Genomic DNA, 24,401 nt, shown 5'->3' on the forward strand with positions numbered 1-24,401 from the left:
ATGGGATGGTTCAAATGGCCGTCTCATCCGCCTGTCGTCTCACTGCATCTATCAAGTCTCTTGTCGCTTGAGCGACCTTGGCAACAGGTAGCCGATGAACGCAGTAGACTGCACTCGGGTTGCCGGGTTTGCACAAATCGGGCGCAACACACTGGCAAGGCAACGGCGGCTCAACGGTGCGGTGAAGCACCCCCAAAGGCCCCCAGATGTCGGGCGACGTGAGGCCATACAACCCCACAACTGGGGTTCCGACCGACGCGGCCAGGTGCATTGGGCCACTCTCGTTTCCCAGAAAGATAAATGCGTCCGCAAGCAAAGCAGTGAGTGTCTCAAGCGAGACCTTACCAACAACGCTCACCAAAGGTGACGTTGCCACATTCAAGATTGCTTTGGCGGTCGCACTTTCATCGGGTCCACCAACCAGTAGTGACCGCAGGCCCGTCGTTGCATAAACCTCGTCGATTACTGCAGCGAACCTCTCAGGTTGCCAACGCCGCCCTTCGAACCCTGCTCCAGCGTGTACTGCGACGAAAGCTTTTGTAGCCAGATTGCTTCGCGCCAGAACCTGGGCAGACGCGCTTCGCCCGACTGGTGTGGGTTCGAGCCTCGGTATCACTTCGCGTATTTCTATCCCAAGCGCTTCAAGCGGGGACAGATATCGGTACAAATAGTGTGCGCCTCCATGGCCGCGTGCTTCAGCAAATATGTTAGCAGGCTGAACTTCCCAAAATTTCAGGCGCCTGTCCGGGGGATTGTATCCAACGCGCAGCGGGGCGCCGATTGCCCTCTGCACTATCCTTGATGTCTTTGAGTCAGTCACATCAATGGTAAGATCGAATTTTCGGCGGCGGAGGTCAGCAGCCAAGCTTGAATATTCCTTCACTCGCTGAAGCAGACTTCTACCAGCACTTCGACGGTCGAATCCGATGGCCTCGTCTGCGATATTCTGGGTGGCCACGAAGTCTCGCAGGCCAGCAGCGCAAAGCATGGCTATCGCAGCGTTTGGACAAGCGAGGCGCAGATTTCGCACGAGCACCGAGGTCAAAATGACGTCCCCGATGTACTTCGTCTGAATAACGAGAATGGACCTAATGCTCTGCCGATCAACCATCGAAGTATTCACCGCACCGAACTCCCGAAGGTGGGGGATGCTGGTCGTTGGTCGGCTCGCACTCCGAGAAATCTTTGTCCCATTTTTCAACGTCGGAGCCAGCTCATCTTTGCTATAAAGTTCGGAATGGGCTCATATTGCGGTTTGTCTAAGAAACACTCGTCAGGGCATCTGTCCCTGCCACCAGGGCAATCCGGTTTCTGCCGCGAAGTCTCTATCCTCCGCGTAGATTGGCTCTCCTCTTCTCACGACCAGTCGCAGCAAAGCCGCATCTTCGTCGGCGTGATATCGAAAGGCATTTCGGGTGTCGTATCCATGCCCGGCCTGAGACAGGGAAAACCCGCTGACTACAACAGGAGCGAAACCAGCGAAACGCGCCAGCATGATCGCGAAGACTCCGGTGGAGATTTTCCGGTGCCAACGGCGGGACACATGATATTTGCCGCTAAGCCGCCAGACGATGTTGGCAAGCTGCCATTTGGTAAGCCCTTGCAAGGTGTCATAACGATAATTGAAGGTACGACAACCGGCTTTCAGCTTGTCCTCAACGTCCGTCCAAACCGGGATGATCAGATGCTTTGCCTGTCGTCCTTTTAACAAATCACGCTTGTAACAATCCTGCTCGCCCGCACCGACTAAAATGCCGCGGCGTATCAGGGCGACATCAGGAACGGGAAGACCGAAGGTTTCCGCCAAAAGCTGGGAAGCGTTGACGGTCACAAGTGCCCAATCGGCATCATGTCCCTCGGGGAGGCGAAAATTCGGTGCCGACCCCATCACCAAAGCGGGACCCGTGACCCTGGACAAGCGAAGAATGGGCTTTGAGAAAGTTGGCAAGTGATTCAAAAGCCGAGTTTTCATGGGGGAATCTGAACCGCCTGTTCCTCAAACGCGCGCAGAATGCTTTCTTCTCGGCTCCACAATTCGTCCCATTGCGTGGCGCCAGACCAGCCCGCAAACCAAGGACCGCCGAGCGTGTAGTGCGCCAGCGAGACATCGGCGGGGTCGAGTTCCGAAGCCGAAGCCCCTACGAGGTAATTCCATGCCAAAGGTAATTCCCCGATCTCATGGTCCTCAAGCCATTTGAAGGCGTGGAGGTCACGTCCAGGCCACGTATTGAGCATCTCGTTGGTCAACCGTTTGTTGGACGGATGATCCAGGTTCCACAAAACGACCGACGACCAGTTCTTGCGGCGATAGAACGTCTGCGTTTGTCCGTCCATCTTGACCGCTTCGGATTCGCGTTGCTGGTGCTTAACCGCCATAATCGCGTAGGAAGGATCGACTAGGTCGAGCAGCTTGACTGGATCCTTCAGAAACAGGACGTCACAATCGCAGAACATGGCCCAGCCGCCTTGCCTCATAAACGGAACGGCAAAGCGCGATATGGCAAACTCGGTCGCCATCGGTGCCTCGGAAATCGGGCACCAGAGCTTCCCATCACGAACCACCATCGGTCGCTTCATGATTCCCTGGGCTTCAAGCTCTTTGAGCACGAGTGGCTGTATCTGCAACGGCCTGCTCGTCCGCCGATAGGCGCTCCATCGCGCTACCTCTAGAACTCGGGATTCGCGTGGGTCATACCCAATGTAGATTGGTATCACGTGGCAACTCTATAATTGGTGCGGATTTACTCGAATTAAGCAGGGAACCACTGCAAGCGGAAGACCCGAAGTACAGCGGATCACTTTGACGCGGTGGCGACCGTGCACTGTGAGCGGCATCCATCGCGCTGTCGGGAAAGCTCTCGGCGTAGAAGCGGCTGCGGCCTCCAAATCGCATTCTCTGGCATTGCGTGTTCCTTTCGATCTGAAGCCAGGATTCCGTCTTTGTTCCTACCTAGCGAGTGGGGGGAAAGGCGGTAGCGCTCCTCCGATTCGAACCCCCGATGGCGAGCGCACGGCCCGAGTTTGCCCCAATCCGTGACAGGAAGTCCAATCTCTTTCATAAGCGCACGCAATTCGGCTGGAGGAGCAGACAGAACGTTCGAAAAGCTTCCAAGAACCCGGCCAAATTGGATGCTCTTTGGATACGTGCCTCCACGAGTTTCTTTAGTTGCCGCAGCCGTTGCTGTTCTGCAAGCAAATCAACGGGTTGCCGAGGGCCCCGCGAACTCGCCTAGTGTCATTTGCAGTCGACAGCACCAGATCAAAGCCGTTTTGACCAAGGGTTAATCGCTCATCTGCTGGTCTCCAAACACAGTGACCGTGGCTGACCTCGTTGGACCGGCACTTGGCTGGTGGTGCGATGGTTGAGCGCCTGGGCGGGATGGCTTCAATTGAAGGGAGACGCGCTACCAGTTCTGCAATGTCTGAATGAAGCGGCCATGAACTTTCGCTGAATGGAGCCTTCAGCCTCCATTCGGGCCGAACCTCCTACAAAGGGGCCGTCCAACCCCGCGGTCCCTACCGCATCGAAGGAGAAGTCCCATGACCCGTACATCAGTCGTCGCCGCAGCCCTTGCCGCCGTCGTCGGCTTCACCGCCGTCGCGCCCGCGATGGCCAACAACGTCAACATCGAACAATATGGCTGGCGCAATTCCGCCGGCGGCGCCCAGCACGGCTACCGCAACCGCATACACGTTTATCAGGATGGCCGCTTCAACACCGCCATAGGCCAGCAATATGGTCATCGCAACCGGTCGGTGATCGGGCAGCAGGGCGTCAACAATTACGGAGCGACCTATCAGTACGGCAGCCGGAACGCCGCAGGTATTGCCCAGTTCGGCTCGAACCACACCGCGATCCTGACACAGGACGGCAACGGCAACATCGCCGCCGGCGTCCAGGTCGGCCACGGGTGCAATGCCGACGTCAGCCAAGGTGGCAGCGGCAACGTCGCCGCCTTCGTCCAGGACTGCCCCTGAACCGTGGACGGTCGGCAAGGTCGGCAAGAGTGGTGTCGGCCACCGTCCTGCAATCACAAGGAGATGATCCATGACCAAACTGGATAAGCGAACAGCAGCGGCATCTGCCGCGTTCCTGGCTGTGATCGTCGCCAGCGCGACTGCCGCGACGGCCGGCAAGGATGGCTCGAATTCCGGACCGCTGCGATGCGAGATCCGGGACACGCTCCAAGGCGACGCCATCCTGCTCGAGCCCATGGTTTATGCCGACGAGAGCATTAACGGCACCTACAAGGTCAGCGTCTCCGGTGGTGGCAGATCCGGCTCCGCCAATATCCGGCAGGAGGGCGCCTTTGACGCCCGTCCGGGCAATCCCGTGTCGCTTGGCCAGATGAGTGTCGAGGGGAATGGCGCCTATGAGGTTGAGCTGAAAGTGACCGCAGGCGCGGCGAGTGTCAGTTGCGTCAAACAGGTGTCCGGCGCGACCTGAGCGCCGGCTATCTTCGAGCATCGAAAGGAGGGCTCTGGGCAACCGGAGCCCTTCATTTTCATCAAACCGGAACGACTGCAGTGCGCGGTGGATTTCCACCCGGAGTGATGCAAAACCAAGTATTTAAGGCTTCGGCGGTTCCGTCGAAGGCGGCGCCGCTCCAAGTCTTGAACCGCGGCTGAACGAACCCTTCCACCACGGTTCAGCTTCGCCGTGCGACTGTGGCGCATCAGATGATGAAGCCACAAGGAGAGGCATCATGAACCGCCAGGTCACAAAACTTATCGCCGCCATCGCGCTCGCGAGCGCCGTCGGCCTGCCCCTCTTCTGCGCTCCGGCGAAGGCGGGCGGTTCGATCGGGTTCTACTACTCGCCTCCGACGGCTCGCGATGCGCGGGCGCTGGATCTCGGCCTGCGCGCCTATTCGGTTTACAAAGGGCTGCGTAGCGCTGCCCATATCAGGCAGCGCGGGTGGAACAACCGTGCCGGCATAGGTCAGGACGGGGCCGGCAATCTCGGCATAATTCGACAGGAGGGCAGCGGACACTCCGCTACCCTGCGCCAGAACGGCAACGACAATTCCTACGGTATCTTCCAGTTTGGCCGAAACACCGACGCCGACGTCGTGCAGGCCGGCGACAGGCAGAGCGGCGCGGCTTTCCTGTTCGGGTGGTAGGCAGAAATCGCCTGGTTGCGGATACGTGACGACTGTCCGGCACGCATCCGCCGCCGATGATCGATTGCGCCCGCGAGGCCCGCAACCATTGCCTCGGAGACGCTATCGAGGGCTGCGGTCGGAACGCCCGGCGAGACGAACGTTTCCCGCCAGACACAATCCAGAAACATCCAGGAAAAACTCCAGAAATCATTCAACCGTATTGTGCTCAAGAGGGTCAGTTCATCGGCTGCAGCAGTGCTGCACTTGCTCGGGTTTGCGACAAGCGATGCACAGAATCTCGATCAACTTGATGGGTGCGTTGCTCAGCTTGTCGCTTACCGCGGCAGCGACCGGAATCCCCACCTCAAAGGTGGCACCGCTCACCCGGACCGAGCGCTGCACCAATCTTAGCCGTCAAGTTGACGAAGCCCTCAAAACGCATGCCGCGGCAATGCAGGTCACCGCGGCGAAGGCTCTTCAGAGAAAGGGAAACCGGTACTGCGCCAAGAAGAAAGAGGCGCAGGGGATCCGGATGTTCGCGAAAGCTTTGAAGCTGCTCGGAGTGACACCCATCGATCCAGATGAGTGACGCTCAAACCCGACTTGCCAAACAAGGAACAGGCACATGAAAAAGTCTCTTCTGTCCGTCGTCGGTCTTGCATTCGCGCTCGCCGTCTCGATGCCAGTTCTCGGTCCCAACAACGCCGCTGCGGCTACAAAGCCGGCGCCGGCAGCGACGGCCGCAACTAGCTCAGCGCCCGCTTCGGATGCTATGACCACGAAGAAGCACGTCACGAAGGCCTGCAAGGTGACCAAGAAGCACAAGTGCCCAGTCAGGCACAAGAGGGGCGCCGCCAAGAAGGCAGCCCCCAAGAAGGCCTATTAAGCCTTGCAGTATTGCAAAAGAGGCCATCGATCTCCGCATTTACCTGGATGGCCTTTTTTGGCTTTTCCCGCTGGCGACTGACTGGGCGCAACTATCGCATCTTCGCGCCGGTCCGCTCTTTTGGTCGCGGACAGGAGCAGGCTGGTCAAGCGCCCTTGTGGCGTCCTCGATCAGCCTGACCCCTAAGTTGCGGAATCTCTGGCCAGACTTATCCCTTATATTTCCAACCTCCTCCGCCACCATTCCGGGTGCAGAAGCAGACACCTCTCCACTCAACTAAGCGCTGACCGCGAGTATCTTTTCTGCTACCTTTTCTGATCCCCGGTTCCTGTAGGTTTGGAATCGAACAAGGGGTGTTAATGCTTCCAATTCACCGCGCGGCATGGTTTTCGATGTCAATTTGGAATAAAACGCCGCTGGATGGCGTTTATGCGAAGACCACGGCGCAATCCGTGCGGAGGACGTCCGATGTACGCCGACTTCCCGCGAAACTCGGTCCTGGTCGTATTGGTTATCCTCATGGCTAGCTGCTCCAGCGTTCCGGTGCAGCAAACGCCGGCGGCAGCCGGCTACGGCCCCAACCCCACTCTGCCGAAACCAACACCCTCGCTGATCCCGACTGTTAACATCGCCCAAGCAACAGGCTGGCAGGAAGGTGATATGCCGACCCCGGCGGAGGGGCTGAGAGTGACGGCCTTCGCCACCGGCCTCGACCATCCGCGCTGGCTGCATGTGCTCCCGAACGGCGACGTGCTTGTTGCTGAAACCAATGCCCCTGCCAAGCATGACGATGGCTTCAGCCTCAGAAAGCTCTTCATGACCCAGGCCATGAGGCGGGCCGGCGCGGCGACGACCAGCGCTAACCGCATCACTCTGCTGCGCGACACCAATGGTGACGGCATCGCCGATGTGCGCCGGATTTTCGCAGAAGGCCTTAATTCGCCCTTCGGCATGACGCTTTCCAAAGGCAAGCTCTATGTCGCCGACACCGACGCGCTCGTCGCTTTTCCCTACTCCAACGGCCAGACCCGAGTAACCACGCCACCAGAAAAGATAGTCGACTTGCCGGCCGGAGACATCAACCATCACTGGACCAAGGATGTGATCGCAAGTCCGGACGGAAGCAAACTCTATGTGACCGTCGGCTCGAACAGCAACGCTGGAGAAAACGGCATAGAGGCGGAAAAGAACCGCGCCGCCGTCCTTGAGGTGGATCGGTCCAGCCGCAGCATCCGGGTCTTCGCATCGGGGCTGCGCAACCCGAACGGGCTTTCCTGGAACCCTGAGACCGGCAAGCTTTGGGTCGCCGTGAACGAGCGTGACGAGATTGGCGACGATCTCGTGCCCGATTACATCACCTCAGTTCGCAACGGCGCTTTCTATGGCTGGCCCTACAGTTATTATGGACAGAACGTCGACGAACGCGTCAAGCCGCAACGCCCCGATCTGGTGGCGAAGGCGGTCAAGCCCGACTATGCGGTGGGTTCCCATACCGCCTCGCTGGGACTGGCCTTCTCCGGCCGCGCGTCGCTCGGCCCCGCCTACGGCAACGGCGCTTTTATAGGCCAGCACGGCTCATGGAACAGAAACGTGCACAGCGGTTATAAGGTAATCTTTGTGCCGTTCCGTGGAGGCAGACCGAGCGGGTCCCCGAAGGATGTGCTCACGGGCTTTCTCGGACGTGATGGCAAAGCCATGGGCCGTCCGGTTGGCGTTGCTGTCGACAGGGCCGGAGCGTTGCTCGTCGCCGACGACGTTGGCAATGTCATCTGGCGGGTCAGCCGCGCGAACGGGCGTCGAGCGCCGGTGCTTTCTGGCTGCCTTTATCGGACCTGTTCAAGCGCATCTTTTACCAGTTACGCGCGCTGCGCGTTACTCGCATCGTCTGAAGGAAATAACGCGCCTGGAGTTGCAATTATTCCGTGCTTCGCCCTCTGACGGACCTACGCACGTCCGCGACACGACCGCCGCGCAGGTCAGACGCAGCGTTCTCAATTTGCGAAATGCTGACTCGCCCCTAGCGCCTCAGGGCGTGGACATTGTCCATCGACGCGCCACCCAGCGGCAGCGCCATGTCATCGTCGAGCAGCCGGGTAATGCGAGCAAAGCCGGCAAAGGCTTTTCGCGCTTCCTCGGCCGACATCTTGCCCGACAGTGCCGCCGCGCAGCAATTCAGGGCGCACTGATAAACCGGTCCGCGCCGTCCCGTTGGCCATTTCCGCAGGAACACCATCGCCTCGGAGACGCTATCGACTTCCTCCACAGGGTATCCCTGCCCACGCGCAATTCGCACTGGGGTAAAGAAATGCAAGCGATCCATAATTATCCTCCCGGTCGACCGCAATGCAGCCGAACCGCAATAAACGCACGTATCGCGAATCAGTTCCAAACAAATTTGGTTGCCGTCGGAAAAGTTTGGAACCAGTCCGCCCCGGCCCCGAAAGCACCGTCGCGACTCAAGCTCGACGCGCGCCGCAAGGCAGCGGATAAGGGCGATTCTCATTGAATATCTTTAAGGCGAAAGCCGGCAAATGGATTGCTTGCCGGTTCCCCTGCGTCAGGCTTAACCTCCGCGATTAAACGCGTGAGGGCGCGTTTTGCAAAAGGGGAACACATGCAATGACCATTCAAGGCGCATCGCCCGACCTCTACAATGAGGATCTGGCTCCCGCAACCGTCAGGAACTGGGGACCGTTTTCGATCTTCAACGTCTGGACCTCGGACGTCCACAGCCTCTGGGGCTACTATCTGGCGGCCAGCCTGTTTCTGTTCTGCGGCGGCTTCGTCAACTTCGTCATCGCCATCGGCATCGGCTCGCTGTTCATCTACGCGCTGATGAACCTGGTCGGCTATGCCGGCGTGAAGACCGGCGTGCCCTACCCCGTGCTTGCCCGCGCCTCATTCGGCATCTGGGGCGCCAACATCCCAGCCCTGGTCCGCGCCATCGTCGCTTGCTTCTGGTACGGCGCTCAGACGGCTGCGGCGTCGGGCGCGATCGTCGCGCTGCTGACGCGCCTGCAATGGTTCGACGAGTTCAACAAGAGCTCGCATATGCTGGGTCATTCCACGCTCGAGGTGATCTGCTTCGTCATCATCTGGGCGCTGCAGTTGCTGATCATCCAGAAGGGCATGGAAACCGTTCGCCGCTTCCAGGATTGGGCCGGCCCGGCCGTCTGGATCATGATGCTGATCCTGGCCATTTTTCTTTGCGTGAAGTCCGGCACTTTCGCCTTCACCAGCGACATCCCGATGGATGTGCTGCTGGACAAGACCAAGGATGCCGGCGTTCCGGGCGAGCCTGGGTCCTGGACCGCCCTGTTCGCGGTGGCAGCGATCTGGGTGACCTATTTCTCGGCGCTCTATCTCAACTTCTGCGACTTCGCCCGCTATGCACCGGACAATGCAGCACTTCGCAAGGGCAACATCTGGGGCCTGCCGGTCAACCTCATCCTGTTCTCGCTGGTCGCCGGCGTCACCACGATCGCCGCCTACGACGTCTACCATGAGGTGCTGCTGCATCCCGACCAGATCTCGGCCAAGTTCGACAGCTGGTTCCTGGCGGCGCTTGCCGCGCTGACCTTCGCCGTGGCGACGCTGGGCATCAACGTCGTGGCGAATTTCGTCTCGCCGGCCTTTGACTTCTCCAACGTGTTCCCGCGCCAGATCGACTTCAAGAAGGGCGGTTACATCGCGGCGCTGATCGCCCTGGTGCTCTATCCCTTCGCGCCATGGGAAGGCAGCGCCGCTTCCTTCGTCAACATCATCGGCGCGACGATGGGACCGATCTTCGGCGTGATGATGGTCGACTACTATTTGATCCGTAAAAGCGAGGTCGACGTCGAGGCGCTCTATCGCGAGGACGGCGAGTTCCGTTTCCAGAGCGGCTGGCATGTCAACGCCTTCATCGCCGCCGGCATAGGCGCCATCTTCTCCTCGATCCTGCCCAACTTCACCAACTGGCTGCCGTCCTGGTGGGGCGTCTATGGCTGGTTCTTTGGCGTGGCGATCGCGGGCGCCGTCTACTACGTCCTGCGCACCATGGCGCTTGGCGCCGGGGCAAGGACCGCCAAGGCCTGAAACAAGGCGGTAGGCAGTAGGGATCTAGGCAACAGAAGATGCCACCCTACTGCCTACTGCCTACTGCCTACTGCCTACTGCCTACTGCCTACTGCCTACTGCCTACTGCCTACTGCCTACTGCCTACGGCCTAATGCCTACCATCTCCGCCAGCCGGCGCACCGTGTTCCAGTTGCGCGACGTGCCGACGCCGAAGCGCTTATGATTGGCGGCGGCGAGCAGCCGCGAGCTCGGTCGCTCGCGCGAGAAGACAAGCCAGATGTCACCGTCGACCCAAAGCACCTTCTCGTCCCCGGCGGCATAGGCCTGGAGCGCTTCAACGGCATCCGCCGGTGCCGGCTCGCGCATCACGCGTACCGCCACCTGATCGGCAGTGATCGCGGATTCAGCGGGGAATGGATTGGCTGCAGCAAGCTTCAGCCAGTCCCCGGCGCTGCGCACGATGATGTCGACATGACGGCCGAAGGTTTTCTCGAAGGCCTTTTCCAGCCGCTGCTCGAGCTTTGAGATTTCGCCCGCCCGCGCCTCGAACACCAGATTGCCGGTCGCGACCAGCGTGCGGACGTTTTTCAGCCCCAGCTCCTCGGCCATTGCCTTGAGGTCGGCCATGACCATGCGCCGCCCCTCGCCAAGAATGATGCTGTAGAGCAGCGCGACATAAGTTTGCATGGCCAATGTGCCGGCTGGTCGCTCAAACCAGCCGAGACTGATCCACGGCGGCCGAAATGAAGCTGGCGAACAGCGGATGCGGGTCGAGCGGCCGGCTCTTCAGCTCGGGGTGATATTGCACGCCGATGAACCAGGGATGGTCGGGATATTCGACCGTTTCCGGCAGCACGCCGTCGGGCGACATGCCGGCAAACACCAGGCCGCAATCCTCGAGCCGCTGCTTGTAGTCGATGTTGACCTCGTAGCGGTGCCGGTGACGCTCCGAAATCTGCGTATCGCCATAGATCTCCGCGATCTTCGAGCCTTTGGCCAGTTCGGCCTGATAGGCGCCGAGCCGCATCGTGCCGCCGAGATCGCCGGTGGCCCTGCGCTTTTCCAGCATGTTGCCCTTCAGCCATTCGGTCATCAGGCCGACGACCGGCTCATCGGTCGGGCCGAACTCGGTCGACGACGCATGGTCGACGCCAGCCAGCGAGCGGGCCGCCTCGATGCAGGCCATCTGCATGCCGAAGCAGATGCCGAAGTAAGGTACCTTGCGCTCGCGCGCGAACTTTGCCGCCAGGATCTTGCCTTCCGAGCCGCGCTCGCCGAATCCGCCGGGTACCAGGATGCCGTGCACCTTCTCCAGCCAGGGCGTCGGATCCTCCTTCTCGAAAATCTCGCTTTCGATCCAGTCGAGCTTGACCTTGACGCGATTGGCGAGGCCGCCATGCGACAGCGCCTCGATCAGCGATTTATAGGCGTCCTTGAGGCCGGTGTATTTGCCGACGATGGCGATGGTCACCTCGCCTTCCGGATTGTGGATATGGCTGGAAAGCTTTTGCCACGGCTCCATGCGCGGTTTTGGCGCCGGGTCGATGCCGAAGGCCGCCAGCACTTCCGAATCGAGGCCCTCCTGGTGATAGGCCAAAGGCACGTCGTAGATATGCGGCACGTCCAGCGCCTGGATAACGGCGCTTTCGCGCACATTGCAGAACAGCGAAAGTTTTCTGCGCTCTTCCTTCGGGATCGGCCGGTCGGCGCGCACCAAAAGGATGTCGGGCGCAATGCCGATGCTGCGCAATTCCTTCACCGAATGCTGGGTCGGCTTGGTCTTCAGTTCGCCGGCGGTCGGGATGTAGGGCATCAGCGTCAGATGCACATAGACCGCGTTGTTGCGCGGCAGGTCGTTGCCGAGCTGACGGATTGCCTCCAGGAACGGCATCGCCTCGATGTCGCCGACCGTGCCGCCGATCTCGCACAGCACGAAATCGTAATCGTCATTGCCGTCCAGCACGAAATGCTTGATCTCGTCGGTGACGTGCGGGATTACCTGCACCGTCGCGCCGAGATAGTCGCCGCGCCGCTCGCGCTCGATGATGTTCTTGTAGATGCGGCCGGTGGTGATGTTGTCCTGCTGGTTTGCCGATCGGCCGGTGAAGCGCTCGTAATGGCCGAGGTCGAGATCGGTCTCGGCGCCGTCATCGGTCACGAATACTTCGCCATGCTGATATGGCGACATCGTTCCAGGATCGACATTCAGGTAAGGATCGAGCTTTTTGATCCGCGCGCGATAGCCTCGCGCCTGCAGAAGAGCCCCAAGAGCTGCTGCGGCGATGCCTTTTCCGAGTGAGGAAACCACGCCGCCTGTGATGAATACATATCGCGCCATGGGAGTCATCGCTTAACGCGGCCTGATTGATTCCGCCAGAGAAAAAACCGCCGCGAAGGCTTTTTCCCAAAATGACGTCGGTGCTCCCGAGGGAGGCTTGGCGAAACATGTTGCCCAAAGTGCAAAGCAGTTTTTGGGAAACAACATGCGTCAAAACAAAAGGGCCGGCGATGCCGGCCCTTTCGGCAGTTTCATGAAAAGCGTCAGATGATCACGACTTTGGTGCCGATCTTGACGCGGCTGTAGAGGTCCATGACGTGCTCGTTGATCATGCGGAAGCAGCCATTGGAGGCGCTGGTTCCGATCGACTGCGGCGCGATCGTGCCGTGGATGCGCAGATGCGTGTCCTTCTTGCCGTCATAGAGATAGATAGCACGCGCGCCGAGCGGGTTCTCGCCTCCGCCGGGCATGCCATCCTTGTACTGGCCGTAGTGCTTTGGCTCGCGCTTCTGCATGTCGAGCGTCGGGATCCAGCGCGGCCATTCCTGCTTGTCGCCGACGGATACCGTGCCCTTGAACTGCAGGCCTTCGCGGCCGACCGCGATGGCATAGCGGCGGGCAGTGGAGAACGACTCGACGAGGTAGAGGCGGCGCGCGCTGGTATCGATGACGATGGTGCCCGGCTCGTAGCCCGAGAAGGAAACATCCTGCGGCACGAATTCCGGCTTCACCTTGAAGGGCCGCTTGGCGGCCTTCTTGGCCAGCGCCGAATCCAGCGCGCGGGTTTCCGGCAGATAGTTGATGGAAGTCGCCTGAGCGCCACCGAAGAGGCCGGCGAACAGCCCGCCGCGGCTCGTCTGCTTCTGGCCGGGGTTTTCGCTGCGCAGCTCGCCATTGTTGCCCGTGGCCGTGATGTTCATTGCCTCGGCGGGGATCGGCTCGGCGGTCTGGATCGGAGCGATCGGCGCAACCGGTGTCAGCGGCTCGATTACTTTGACGGTCTTCCTGGCAGGCTTGGCGTCGGCGACTTCGGCGCCACCGCTCTTCTTGGCGAGCCACTCCTGGCGCACGGCGTCCGCTTTGGCCTTGGCCGCCTCGCGCATCGCCATCTTGCGCGCCTCGAGCGCCTTTTGCTTGGCGGCTTCCTTGTCGGCCGCGATCTTGGCCTCGAGCTTGCTGATCTGCGCAAGATCGTCCGAGCTCGGGTTTTTCTTCTTCTTGAGAAGCCTCAGCTGCGATGCGTCGCTCTTGGCGGCGACAGGAATTGCGTCGGTCTTCTCAACCGACGGAGAAGTGGCCAGGTTTGCCGGTCCGGCAAGGGCCGAGGAACCCATGCCGAGGACGGCACAGAATCCCAGAAGGATTAAGCTGCGAAGCTGCATGGCGAAGATCCGATTTTAAAGCAAGTTGCCCACGGCGTCGCCCGGCGCCCCCCAAGGACGCCGAATAGTGCCGCGCGCATTCTATAATCGATTAGCCGTCATCGCCTCAAGCTGAGGCAGGCGCTACGCCCGGTTGAATCTTCGTGATCGGGCGCGCATTTGCCGCGACTGTGTTCAAAGAACCACAGATCGCGGCCCGCTGCTTGTCCGGCTACTGGTTCGGAACCTGCGGGGTGACCGGCAGGGCGACGCCATTGTTTGCCGGCGGCGTGGCCGGATTCGCGGGCGCGGGAGCGGCCGGAGCGGGCGTCGTTGCCGGGGCCGGCGCGGTCGTACCATTGGCGAGTGGCGCGGTCGTCGTCGTGCCGCCCGACGGAGCCGCACTGCCGGCCGGAGCCGCAGGCTTGGAAGTGCCCACCGGCCCATTGGAACCCGGCAGCTGGTTGAGCACGCCGTTGCCCTGGCTGGACGTCGCCGGACGGTCGAGGATGTCGATCGGCTTTTCGCCGTAGCGGGCAAGGATCGACAGCGCCAGCGAGGTTACGAAGAAGGCCGCCGCCAGGATTGCGGTGGCGCGGGTCAGCGCGTTGGCGGCGCCGCGCGCGGTCATGAAGCCGGAACCGCCGCCGATGCCCAGGCCGCCGCCTTCGGAGCGCTGCAGCAGCACCACGCCGACAAGGGCGAGCACGACCATGAGGTGTATGACGATCAGTACGGTTTCCATAATTTATCCTGGCGAGGCCAAGCGCTGCCGCGCATACGACCGGTGTTTTGGAGGCGGCTCCTTACAATGCTTTGGCGGCATTTCCAAGCCCGTGGCCGGGAATATGGGAAGCAATGCGGCCAATACAACGATTTATGCCGCGCGAGTCTGGCAGACGGGCTAGGGTGTGTTGAGATTCAGGTCAGGCCGAGCCGAAAACGGTGTTTCCGAGAACCGGAGCGGAGCGTACTTGAAGTACGTGAGCACCGGAAGCGCAGGAAACCATCGTTCGCAGGCCGGCATCACCTGAATATCAACGCAGGCTAGGAGATGTTCATATAAGCTTCCGCGATCGCCAGGAAGTCGGCCGCCTTCAGGCTGGCGCCGCCGACCAGCGCGCCGTCGACATTCTCGACCCCGAGCAGTTCCACTGCATTGGAAGGCTTGACCGAGCCGCCGTAAAGAATGCGCATCCTGGCCGCGGCATCACCGAGCAACCCGATCAGCTTGCCGCGGATATGCGCATGCGCCTCGGCGACGTCGGCCGCGGTCGGGGTCAGGCCGGTGCCGATCGCCCAGACCGGCTCATAGGCGATGATGGTGTTCGCCGCGGTAGCGCTGGTCGGAACCGACCCTTCGAGCTGGCGCGACAGGACATCGAGCGTGGCGCCCGCCTCGCGCTCGGCGCGCGTCTCGCCGATGCAGATGATCGCCACAAGCCCTGCCCGCCAGGCGGCCGATGCCTTGGCATTGACTATCGCATCATTGTCGCCGAACAGCTCGCGGCGTTCGGAATGGCCGACGATCACGTGGCTTGCGCCGGCATCCTTGAGCATCTCGGCCGAAATCTCGCCTGTGAAGGCGCCGCTCTCCTTGGGATGACAATCTTCTCCGCCGGCTCGCACCGGCGTGCGCGACAGGATCTCGGCGGCGCGCTGGAGCAAGGTCGCCGGCACGCACACCAGCGCTTCGGTCTCCGCGTCGAGCCCGCTCATGAAACCGTTGCCGATCGACCGCAACTCGTTGAGCGAGGCGCTGGTGCCGTTCATTTTCCAGTTGCCGGCGACAAGCGGGCGGATTCCAGGGGTCATGGGGCGCGTTCTCCGAGCGACATTAGCAGCGCCCTCACTACCAAAATCAGGTCACAAAGCAATCGACAGTGGGCCGGAAGGGCGCTATTGCGCTTGTTTCAGACTCGGCGCAGGCGAAAATGCGCAAAAATCGGAAGTATGCATGCTTGGTATATTGAGAAGCGCGGCAGGCACTTGGGTCGCGAAGGCGTTGCTGTCCTTGCTGGTGGTGAGTTTCCTCGCCTGGGGCGCGACCACGCGCATGGTGGGAGGCGTGCTGGGCGGTCATCACGCGGTGATAACCGCCGGCGGCACGGAGGTCTCGATCAACGAGTACCGCCTCGCCTATGACCGCCAGCTCAGCCTTCTGTCGCAGCAATATGGCCAGCGCGTCACCCAGGAACAGGCCAAGCTGCTCGGCGTCGACAACCAGGTCCTGGCGCAGCTCGTTTCGGGCGCCGTGCTCGACGAGCAGGCGCGCAAGCTCGGGCTCGGCCTTTCCAAGGATCGGCTGGCCGATCTGACGCGCGAGGATCCGGCTTTCAAGGGACCTAGCGGCCAATTCGATCGCCGGACTTTCGAGTATCTCCTGCGCCAGCTCGGCATGCGGCCTGAGGACTACCTCAAGAACCGCGCGCAGGTGGCTGTGCGCCAGCAGATCGTCGAGGCGATTTCCGACGGTCTCAAGGTGCCGCAGACCTTCCTGAAGGCGGTCTCGCTCTACCGCGGCGAGGATCGCACAATCGACTATCTCGTGCTGCCAAAGACGCTGGTGCAGCCAATCGAGGCGCCGTCCGACAGCGCCCTCAATGCCTATTTCGACGCCAACAAGAAGAACTATGCCGCGCCGGAATATCGCAAATTCTCCTATGTCCGGCTGGAGCCTCAGGACATCGCGGATCCGTCCGCCGTGACCGACCAGCAGGTCAGCGACGACTACAAGAAAAACATTGCGCGCTACACGACGCCTGAAATGCGCACCATCGAGCAGTTGGTGTTCAAGACGCCGGATGCGGCGAAGGCCGCCTACGATTCGCTGAAGGCAGGCGCCACTTTCGACAAGCTCATCACCGCCGAAGGCAAGACGCCGGCCGACACGCTGCTGGGCACGCTGTCGAAGGACAAGATCGCCGACAAGGCGGTCGCCGATGCGGCCTTCTCCCTCAATGCCAATGAGGTGAGCCCGGTCGTTCAGGGCGCCTTCGGTCCAGTGCTCTTGCGCGTTACAGAGATCAAGCCGCAGGTGGTGAAGCCGCTTTCGGAAGTGTCCGGCCAGATCCGCAAGGACCTGGCGCTCGGCGAAGCAAGCCGCATCCTGCTCGATGTTCATGACAGCTATGAGGACACCCGCGCCTCGGGCGCCTCGCTTGCCCAGGCCGCCGAGAAGCTGAAGCTCAAGGTCGTCACCATCGACGCCATCGACCGGACCGGCCAGCGCCCGGACGGCACGATCGTCAACGACCTGCCGGAATCGGCCGCACTGATCAAATCGGTATTCGCGGCCGAGCCCAATACCGAGAATGAGGGCCTGACCACCGCGGACAATGGCTTTGTCTTCTACGAGGTGCAGTCGATCACGCCGGCGCGCGACCGCACGCTGGACGAAGTCCGCAAGAAGGTCGTGGCCGACTGGACTGAGGCAGAGACCGACAAGCGGCTAAACGCGAAGGCTGAGGAACTGGAGAAGCGCCTCAAGGCCGGCACCACGCTCGACGCCATCGCCGGCGAGCTCAAGCTCGAAAAACAGACCAAGCGTGGTCTGAAGCGCGAAGCCGACGATGCTGATTTCGGCAAGGAGGGCGCCGCGGCGATGTTCGGCGTCGGCGAAGGCGGCACCGGTTTGATCCCCTCGCCCACCGGCGACGGCCAGATCCTGTTCAAGGTCGCCGAGGTCTTCGAGCCGGCAGGCGCCGATGGCAGCGCGGTGCCGGAAGACGCGCAGAAGTCCTTCGGCGCCGGCATGTCCGACGACCTGCTCGACCAGTTGGTGGCGCAGCTGCAGTCGCAGTATGCCGTTCGCATCGATCCGAACGCCGTTTCGCAAGCACAGACACGATGAGCGCGCTGAAGACACACATAGCCAAGGTCGCCACCGGCACCGCGCTTTCCTTCGAGGAAGCCCGCGAGGCGTTCGACATCATCATGTCGGGCGATGCGACGCCCGGCCAGATCGGCGGCTTCCTGATGGCGCTGCGCGTGCGCGGCGAGACCGTGAGCGAGATATCCGGCGCGGTCGCGACGATGCGCGCCAAGATGCTGCGTGTCGAGGCGCCGCACGGCGCCATCGACATCGTCGGCACCGGCGGCGACAATTCGCACTCGGTCAACATCTCGACCGCTTCGGCCTTCGTCATCGCCGCCGCCGGCGTGCCGGTCGCCAAGCATGGCAATCGCGGCCTGTCCTCGCTGACCGGCTCGGCCGATGTACTGACGGCGCTGGGCGTCAGAATAGACATCTCGCCGGAGCTGATCGGCCGCTGCATCCACGAGGCCGGCGTCGGCTTCATGTTCGCGCCGGCGCATCATCCGGCGATGAAGCATGTCGGACCGACCCGCGTCGAGCTCGGCACCCGCACCATCTTCAATCTGCTCGGACCGCTGTCGAACCCGGCCGGCGTCAGCCGCCAGATGGTCGGCGTCTTCCTGCCGGAATGGATCATGCCGGTGGCCGAGACGCTCAAGGCGCTGGGCGCCGATCACGCCTGGGTCGTCCATGGCGATGGCTATGACGAGATCACCACGACGGGCGAGACCCAGGTGGCGGAGCTTGCCGGCGGCGAGATCCGCAGCTTCACCCTGACGCCGGAAGCCGTCGGGCTGAAGCGCCACACCAGGGAAGAGCTGCGCGGCGGCGACGCGGCCTACAACGCCAAGGAACTGCGCGATATGCTGGGCGGAGCGGCCGGCGCCTATCGCGACACGGTGCTGATGAATGCCGGCGCCGGGCTGGTCGTGGCCGGCAAGGCAACGACGCTGGCCGACGGCATCGCCGCGGCGGCGCAAGCGATCGACAGCGGCCGCGCGGTTGGCGTGCTGGACAAGCTCGTCGAGATTTCGAACGGATAAGGCCTTGTCGGACATCCTGCGCAAGATCGAAGCCTATAAGCGCGACGAGATCGCGGCGGCGAAGGCGAAGGTACCGCTGGCCGAGATCAAGGCACGGGCAAAGGATGCCGATGCGACGCGTGGTTTTTTGGCGGCGCTTGAGGCGAAGCGCAGAGCGGGGAGCTTCGGCCTGATCGCCGAAATCAAGAAGGCCAGCCCTTCCAAGGGTTTGATCCGCGCCGATTTCGACCCGCCGTCATTGGCACAGGCCTACCAGAAAGGTGGCGCCGCCTGCCTTTCGGTGCTTACAGACACCCCGTCTTTCCAGGGCGCTCCGGAATTTCTCACCAATGCGCGCAAGGCGGTTTCCCTGCCCGCGTTGCGCAAGGATTTTCTGTTCGACCCCTACCAGGTCTACGAAGCACGGGCCTGGGGCGCAGACGCCATCCTGATCATCATGGCAAGCGTGGACGATGCCTTGGCGGGCGAATTGGAAGCTACCGCCTTCGAGCTCGGGATGGACGCGCTGATCGAGGTGCATGACGAGGCCGAAACGGAGCGCGCGCTAAAATTGTCCTCGCGGCTGATCGGCATCAATAACCGCAATCTGCGGACCTTCGAGACCAACCTTGAGACTTCCGAGCGGCTGGCGCCAATGGTACCGGGCGGCAACCTGCTGGTCAGCGAGAGCGGCATCTTCACGCACGAGGACTGCCTCAGGATGCAGAAGACCGGCATCGGCGCTTTCCTCGTCGGCGAGAGTCTGATGCGACAGGCCGATGTGGCCGCGGCGACGAAATTGCTGCTCACGGGCAAGGCAGCGGCCGAGGCCATCTGAAATGGCCCTCACCCACCTCGGCGCCAAAGGCGAAGCCAACATGGTCGATGTCGGCGACAAGGCCGAGACGACACGCACGGCGATCGCCGAAGGCGTTGTCACCATGCAGCCTGAAACGCTGGAGATGATTCTCGCTGGCGACGCCAAGAAGGGCGATGTGCTGGGCACAGCGCGCATCGCCGGCATCATGGCGGCGAAGAAGACGCATGAGCTGATCCCGCTTTGCCATCCGCTGCTTCTCACCAAAGTGGCCGTCGAGATCGAGCCAGACCGTTCGTTGCCCGGTCTTAAGGTTACCGCGCTCGCCCGTGTCACCGGCAAGACGGGCGTGGAGATGGAGGCGCTGACCGCCGCTTCGGTCGCCTGCCTCACCATCTACGACATGGCCAAGGCTGCGGACCGCGGCATGGTGATTTCCGGTATCCGGCTGGTCGAGAAGACCGGCGGCAAGTCCGGCGACTACAAGGTGGATGCCTGATGGCTTTGGTGCCGGTCGCCGAGGCGCTCGAACGCTTGCTCGACGACGCGACGCCATTGCCGGGCGAGAGCGTTCCGCTGGCGGACGCGGCCGGTCGGGTCCTGGCGGAACCGGTTGTCGCACTGCGCACGCAGCCGCCCTTTAACGCCTCCGCGATGGATGGCTATGCCGTGCGCTCGGCCGATGTTGCCGCGGCGCCGGCGCGGCTCGAGGTCATAGGCATGGCGCCCGCCGGACGCGGTTTCTCCGGAGCCGTCGGAAAAGGCCAGGCCGTGCGCATCTTCACCGGCGCGCCACTGCCTGAAGGCGCCGACACCGTCGTCATCCAGGAAAACGTCCGCGATCTCGGCAATGGCAGGATCGAGGTGACGCAACCGACCGCGGAAGCACGCAATGTGCGCCGCCGCGGGCTCGACTTCGTTCAGGGCGACGTGCTGCTCGAAAAGGGCCGCGTGCTCGACGCGGCGGCCCTTTCGCTGGCGGCCTCGGCCAACCATTCTGCCTTGAACCTCGTGCGCCGGCCGCTGGTCGCGATCATCGCCACCGGCGATGAATTGCTGCCGCCGGGCAGCACGCTCGGCCCCGACCAGATCATTTCATCGAATGCTTATGGCGTTGCCGCCGCCGCCCAGTCGGTCGGCGCGCGCGTGCTCGATCTCGGCATCGCTGCCGACCGCAAGGAGGCCATCGCCACGCTGGTCCGGAAAGCGGTCGAGGCGAACGCCGACGTCATCGTCACGCTCGGCGGCGCCTCGGTCGGCGATCACGACCTGATCCACGACGTTCTGACCGGCGAAGGCATGAAGCTCGATTTCTGGAAGATCGCCATGCGCCCCGGCAAACCGCTGATGTTTGGCCGGCTTGGCAATATCCGCTGCATCGGCCTGCCCGGCAATCCGGTAGCCAGCATCGTCTGCTCGCAACTCTTCCTGAAGCCGCTGCTTGCCCGGCTCGGCGGCCGCGACCACCGGCAGGACCTGCGAGCGGCCCGGTTGGGCGCCGCGATGCAGGCCAACGACCTCAGGCAGGACTATGTGCGCGCCTCCGTGCGCGAGGAAGCCGGCGCCCTGGTCGCGACTCCCTTCGGCATCCAGGACTCCTCGATGCTCAGGACGCTCGCCGAGGCCAACGGCCTGATCGTGCGCGAGCCCTTCGCGCCGGCTGCAGAGACCGGCGCCGAATGCAGCGTGCTGATGTTACGCTGAACAAATCGTCAACAAATTCACTAAACTTTAAACGGTTGCGGAACACAACTGGAACAGATAGTGTTTGTTCTGGGTTTGTTTTCTGATTCTGGTTTCAGAACCCGTGGGGGCCGCCATGCTGACGCGCAAACAACATGAACTTCTGATGTTCATCCACGAAAGGCTGAAGGAAAGCGGGATTCCGCCGTCTTTCGACGAGATGAAGGAAGCGCTCGACCTCGCCTCCAAGTCCGGCATCCACCGGCTGATCACGGCGCTGGAGGAACGCGGCTTCATTCGCCGGCTGCCGAACCGGGCGCGCGCGCTGGAAGTGCTGCGCCTGCCCGATTCGATCGCCCCCGGCCTCAACGCGGCGAAGAAGTTTTCGCCGAGCGTCATTCAAGGCAGCCTGGGTCAGAACAATCTCAGCCGTCAGGTGAAGCCGGCGGCGCCGTCGCGCGCCCCGGCGCCGAGCAATGATGACGATGCCGGCTCTGCCGTGTCCATTCCGGTGATGGGCCGCATCGCCGCCGGCGTGCCGATCGACGCCATCCAGCACCAGACGCATTCGATCACGGTGCCGCCGGACATGATCGCCGGCGGCGAGCATTATGCGCTGGAGGTCAAGGGCGACTCGATGATCGAGGCCGGCATCTTCGACGGCGATACCGTCATCATCCGCAACGCCAACACGGCAAGCCCGGGCGAGATCGTGGTGGCACTGGTCGACGACCAGGAAGCGACGCTCAAGCGCTTCCGCCGCAAGGGTGCCTCGATCGCGCTGGAGGCGGCCAACCCCGCCTACGAAACCCGCATCTTCGGGCCGGATCGGGTGAAGGTGCAGGGCAAGCTTGTCGGGCTGATCCGCCGCTACTGATCCGATTGCGAAGGTTTCGCATCCGCCCGCTCAGGCTTTTGATAGGGCGGCAGTCCTCTTGCCTCGCGTGCGTATTTCCGCTGCTCGTGCCAGGGTCGGTATGGTTCTTCGACCGCGTAGCGAATAGTCGGCGGCGCGGTTGCCGATTGCAGATCGAAGAAAACAGCGGCGCTGCCGTCGCGCGCCAGTTGCCGCTTGGTGACGACAAGCACGCGCGGATCGCGGCAAGGATTGTAGGCCGTGGCGTCGTTGATGACGATGAGGTCGGCGAAGCCGCAGGCCGGCCGGGCGCTGTCGCGGTTTTCGGCGAGCGCGACGATGGCGCCGGACGGATGCCGGCCGATGCAGAGATCACCTGTGCAGTAGAAGGGCGAGCCGGGCGGCAGGTCGACGGGGTCGGCGATGTCCAGCGCATCTTGGGCGAACGTCTCCGGCGGCACGATGTCCTCGGCTCTCAACGCCCGTTTCCAGTTGTCGGTGGTGAACTCGTTGGAGCGTGCGCGATTGACGGCAAGCTCGCCGCCGCCGATCGGCATCGCCACCAGATGCGCGTCCTCCGAAATGAGCACATCCGGCGTGCGGACATGCGGAATGGCCAGCAGTGAGGCAAGCGCGAAGGGAACAGCGGCAAGCCTTAGCCAGGTGGTGGCCATCGTCGCGATGACCAGCGCGATCGTCGCCAGCAGCACCGACTGGATCGAGATCAGCCCGACGGCGTCGACCGGTGAGCGCTCGGAGATCCATGCCGAGATGGCGATCATTGCCGTCAGGCCTTTGCCCATCACATAGAGGAACGGCCCGTCGAAGCCGAAGGGCATGGCCAGCGCGCTCAACACCGCGAACGGCATGACGATCAGCGAGACGATCGGCATGACCGCCAGATTGGCGAGCAGGCTGAGTGGCGAGACGCGCTGAAAATGCCAGATCGCAAACAGCAATGTCGCGCTCCCCGCGATGAGCGACGTCACGGCGGCGCCGCCCACGCCAACCGCCAGTTTTCGCGACAGGAACCCGAGGAACGAACGCTTTGCCGGCGGCGCGATCGTTTTGCCGGCGCGATAGTCCGCAAAGCCGGCATAGGCGCCGACCAGGGCGGCGGTGGCGGCGAAGGACATCTGGAAGCTCGGGCCGACCACTTCGTGCGGCGAAACAAGGATAACGGCAATGGCCGAGATCGCCAGGTTGCGCATGGTGAGCGCCGCGCGATCGAAGAGCACGGCCGCGAGCATTACGGCGAGCATGATGAAGCTTCGTTCGGCCGCCACCACGATGCCGGAGATGACGAGGTAAGCGGCGATCGAGATCAGCGCGATTCCAGCGGCATATTTCTTCACCGGTCGGCGCGACGAGAAATCCGGAAACAGCGCGAAGGCGCCGCGTAAAAGCACCATGATCGTGCCGGCGACCAGCGCCATGTGAAGGCCGGAGATCGAGATGATGTGATAGATGCCTGTGCGCCGCATCGACTCGTTGATCGCTTCCGGAATGCCGGCGCGCACGCCGACGATGAGCGCCGCTGCGATCTCGCCCTCGGACCCGCCGATGCTGCTCCTGATGTGATCGGCGATCCCTTCGCGCGCGTTTTCGACTGCCGATGCGACGCGCGCTCCAAAGGGTGCCTCCACCGGCGCAATCAGCTTCGGATCGCCCAGGAAAAAGCCGCTGCCGCCGATGCCGGCAAAGTAGCTGTCGAAGGAAAAGTCGTAGCTGTCCGGCCGCACCGGGCCCGTCGGCGGCAGCAGCTTGGCATAGCCGGTCAGCATCGATCCGGCCGTCATGCCGGGCGGGATCCTGCGCGCTGACAGCCTGACGCGGTCCGGCGCGTAGCGCAGCTTCGGACGCTCCGTTGAAATCAGATCGATGGTGAGCCGGACGCGGCCGTTGGCCATCGCCTCGGCGACGACGAGGCGGCCCGTCAGCCGTGTCTGGATTTCGGACCCAAGCATCGGGGTCGCCATCCGCCAGGTCTCCACTTTGGCCGCGAGAAAGCCCAGGGCGCAGAAAAGCGTCGCCATGAAGAGAAGATGCGTTCTCTGCCAGGAGCGCGACACCGCCGCGCAGACAGCCATCAGAGCCACTGCCGCAAGCGGCCTGTAGAGGTCCGGCTCGGTGCTCAGCGAAAAATAGTAGATCACGCCGGCTGCAAGGAACACCGGCACCAGCAGAAAGCCGGCGCCACGGTCGAGTTCGGTCGCGGCAGCGACGGCAACGCTTCGGCGCAGCGCAGGAGGCGAAACGCGGCCAAGCTGTTTGCGGATCCTGTCGGCGATAGCTGTTGGCGAGGCTGGCTGCAGCGCACCGCCACCGGGCGGCGACGGCTCGGCGGGTGGATGGAGTTCCGGAAGCGAAAGCGGCGCGTCTTCGGCGGGCGCAGCATGGGCAAACATCAGGCGCTCGCTGACGCCAGCTGTCGTTCCCCTGCCCTCCTCCGCACCCCGGCCACGTCCAGCCATCGGGTCTGCCCCTTGCGCCCCAGACCGCCTATGCTACATGAAC

22 protein-coding genes and 1 pseudogene are annotated in these 24,401 nt (G+C 62.4%); 13 read left to right on the forward strand and 10 right to left on the reverse strand.

Annotated features, from left to right (window positions below):
• Nucleotides 1–10 precede the first annotated feature (10 nt).
• The 3 genes from LB528_RS09730 to LB528_RS09740 all read right to left on the reverse strand — a co-directional run bounded on the left by LB528_RS09730 (nucleotide 11) and on the right by LB528_RS09740 (nucleotide 2,625).
• Nucleotides 11–1,111, reverse strand: a complete 1,101-nt coding sequence (locus tag LB528_RS09730) for a glycosyltransferase family 9 protein (RefSeq protein ID WP_224510302.1) — start codon at nucleotides 1,109–1,111, stop codon at nucleotides 11–13.
• Nucleotides 1,112–1,273: 162 nt separating this feature from the next.
• The gene (locus tag LB528_RS09735; RefSeq protein WP_224510305.1) at nucleotides 1,274–1,972 is read right to left on the reverse strand and encodes a hypothetical protein; all 699 of its coding nucleotides are present in this window, start codon (nucleotides 1,970–1,972) and stop codon (nucleotides 1,274–1,276) included.
• A complete protein-coding gene (locus LB528_RS09740; protein ID WP_224510307.1) occupies nucleotides 1,969–2,625 on the reverse strand; it encodes a hypothetical protein in 657 nt (218 codons plus the stop codon). Before LB528_RS09740 ends, LB528_RS09735 begins: the two co-directional genes overlap by 4 nt.
• Before the next feature lie 915 nt (nucleotides 2,626–3,540).
• Here LB528_RS09740 and LB528_RS09745 point away from each other — a divergent pair.
• The 6 genes and pseudogenes from LB528_RS09745 to LB528_RS09770 all read left to right on the forward strand — a co-directional run.
• Nucleotides 3,541–3,978 (forward strand): curlin, encoded by a 438-nt coding sequence (locus tag LB528_RS09745; protein WP_224510309.1) that lies wholly within the window; start codon nucleotides 3,541–3,543, stop codon nucleotides 3,976–3,978.
• Between the two features lie 70 nt (nucleotides 3,979–4,048).
• A complete protein-coding gene (gene csgH, locus LB528_RS09750) occupies nucleotides 4,049–4,447 on the forward strand; it encodes a curli-like amyloid fiber formation chaperone CsgH (RefSeq protein WP_224714706.1) in 399 nt (132 codons plus the stop codon).
• Nucleotides 4,448–4,706: 259 nt separating this feature from the next.
• Nucleotides 4,707–5,123, forward strand: a complete 417-nt coding sequence (locus LB528_RS09755) for a curlin (protein ID WP_224510313.1) — start codon at nucleotides 4,707–4,709, stop codon at nucleotides 5,121–5,123.
• 268 nt (nucleotides 5,124–5,391) lie between these two features.
• Nucleotides 5,392–5,694, forward strand: coding sequence for a hypothetical protein (locus LB528_RS09760; protein ID WP_224510315.1), 303 nt, complete (start codon nucleotides 5,392–5,394; stop codon nucleotides 5,692–5,694).
• A 36-nt stretch (nucleotides 5,695–5,730) separates the two neighbouring features.
• Nucleotides 5,731–5,991: a hypothetical protein gene (locus tag LB528_RS09765; RefSeq protein WP_224714707.1), complete on the forward strand. Its 261-nt coding sequence runs from the start codon at nucleotides 5,731–5,733 to the stop codon at nucleotides 5,989–5,991.
• Nucleotides 5,992–6,459: 468 nt separating this feature from the next.
• Nucleotides 6,460–7,779, forward strand: a pseudogene (locus LB528_RS09770) (PQQ-dependent sugar dehydrogenase); the annotation flags it as partial.
• 229 nt (nucleotides 7,780–8,008) lie between these two features.
• Here LB528_RS09770 and LB528_RS09775 read toward each other — a convergent pair.
• Nucleotides 8,009–8,311: a DUF982 domain-containing protein gene (locus tag LB528_RS09775; protein WP_224714709.1), complete on the reverse strand. Its 303-nt coding sequence runs from the start codon at nucleotides 8,309–8,311 to the stop codon at nucleotides 8,009–8,011.
• 299 nt (nucleotides 8,312–8,610) lie between these two features.
• Here LB528_RS09775 and LB528_RS09780 point away from each other — a divergent pair, with 299 nt between their 5' ends.
• Nucleotides 8,611–10,068: an NCS1 family nucleobase:cation symporter-1 gene (locus LB528_RS09780; RefSeq protein WP_224714710.1), complete on the forward strand. Its 1,458-nt coding sequence runs from the start codon at nucleotides 8,611–8,613 to the stop codon at nucleotides 10,066–10,068.
• Nucleotides 10,069–10,191: 123 nt separating this feature from the next.
• Here the strand turns inward: LB528_RS09780 and LB528_RS09785 are convergent, their stop codons facing one another.
• From LB528_RS09785 to tpiA, 5 genes are all read right to left on the reverse strand, one after another.
• A complete protein-coding gene (locus tag LB528_RS09785) occupies nucleotides 10,192–10,737 on the reverse strand; it encodes a DUF1697 domain-containing protein (RefSeq protein ID WP_224714711.1) in 546 nt (181 codons plus the stop codon).
• A 22-nt stretch (nucleotides 10,738–10,759) separates the two neighbouring features.
• On the reverse strand, nucleotides 10,760–12,397 hold the full coding sequence (locus LB528_RS09790; protein WP_318012291.1) for a CTP synthase: 1,638 nt from the start codon (nucleotides 12,395–12,397) through the stop codon (nucleotides 10,760–10,762).
• Between the two features lie 194 nt (nucleotides 12,398–12,591).
• The gene (locus LB528_RS09795; RefSeq protein WP_224714713.1) at nucleotides 12,592–13,710 is read right to left on the reverse strand and encodes a L,D-transpeptidase family protein; all 1,119 of its coding nucleotides are present in this window, start codon (nucleotides 13,708–13,710) and stop codon (nucleotides 12,592–12,594) included.
• A 211-nt stretch (nucleotides 13,711–13,921) separates the two neighbouring features.
• Nucleotides 13,922–14,434 carry a preprotein translocase subunit SecG gene (gene secG, locus LB528_RS09800; protein WP_224510328.1) on the reverse strand — a complete coding sequence of 171 codons (513 nt, stop codon included), beginning with the start codon at nucleotides 14,432–14,434 and terminating at the stop codon, nucleotides 13,922–13,924.
• Nucleotides 14,435–14,736: 302 nt separating this feature from the next.
• Nucleotides 14,737–15,504 carry a triose-phosphate isomerase gene (tpiA, locus tag LB528_RS09805; RefSeq protein WP_224510331.1) on the reverse strand — a complete coding sequence of 256 codons (768 nt, stop codon included), beginning with the start codon at nucleotides 15,502–15,504 and terminating at the stop codon, nucleotides 14,737–14,739.
• Between the two features lie 142 nt (nucleotides 15,505–15,646).
• On the opposite strand from tpiA, the gene LB528_RS09810 reads away from it, so the two are divergent.
• The 6 genes from LB528_RS09810 to lexA all read left to right on the forward strand — a co-directional run bounded on the left by LB528_RS09810 (nucleotide 15,647) and on the right by lexA (nucleotide 21,905).
• Nucleotides 15,647–17,542, forward strand: a complete 1,896-nt coding sequence (locus LB528_RS09810; RefSeq protein WP_224510333.1) for a peptidylprolyl isomerase — start codon at nucleotides 15,647–15,649, stop codon at nucleotides 17,540–17,542.
• On the forward strand, nucleotides 17,539–18,549 hold the full coding sequence (trpD, locus tag LB528_RS09815) for an anthranilate phosphoribosyltransferase (protein WP_224714715.1): 1,011 nt from the start codon (nucleotides 17,539–17,541) through the stop codon (nucleotides 18,547–18,549). Before LB528_RS09810 ends, trpD begins: the two co-directional genes overlap by 4 nt.
• Before the next feature lie 4 nt (nucleotides 18,550–18,553).
• On the forward strand, nucleotides 18,554–19,366 hold the full coding sequence (trpC, locus tag LB528_RS09820; protein WP_224714717.1) for an indole-3-glycerol phosphate synthase TrpC: 813 nt from the start codon (nucleotides 18,554–18,556) through the stop codon (nucleotides 19,364–19,366).
• 1 nt (nucleotide 19,367) lies between these two features.
• Complete coding sequence (gene moaC, locus LB528_RS09825) at nucleotides 19,368–19,844, forward strand: cyclic pyranopterin monophosphate synthase MoaC (RefSeq protein WP_224714718.1); 477 nt, start codon at nucleotides 19,368–19,370, stop codon at nucleotides 19,842–19,844.
• Complete coding sequence (glp, locus tag LB528_RS09830; protein ID WP_224714719.1) at nucleotides 19,844–21,049, forward strand: gephyrin-like molybdotransferase Glp; 1,206 nt, start codon at nucleotides 19,844–19,846, stop codon at nucleotides 21,047–21,049. The genes moaC and glp overlap by 1 nt, the downstream gene beginning before the upstream one ends.
• 115 nt (nucleotides 21,050–21,164) lie before the next feature.
• Complete coding sequence (gene lexA / locus LB528_RS09835) at nucleotides 21,165–21,905, forward strand: transcriptional repressor LexA (protein WP_224714720.1); 741 nt, start codon at nucleotides 21,165–21,167, stop codon at nucleotides 21,903–21,905.
• Here lexA and LB528_RS09840 read toward each other — a convergent pair.
• Nucleotides 21,899–24,358: a ComEC/Rec2 family competence protein gene (locus tag LB528_RS09840; protein ID WP_224510345.1), complete on the reverse strand. Its 2,460-nt coding sequence runs from the start codon at nucleotides 24,356–24,358 to the stop codon at nucleotides 21,899–21,901. The genes lexA and LB528_RS09840 overlap by 7 nt on opposite strands.
• Between the last annotated feature and the right edge of the window lie 43 nt (nucleotides 24,359–24,401).

Origin of the sequence: Mesorhizobium sp. CA4 (assembly GCF_020165075.1) — a bacterium.
GTDB lineage: Bacteria > Pseudomonadota > Alphaproteobacteria > Rhizobiales > Rhizobiaceae > Mesorhizobium.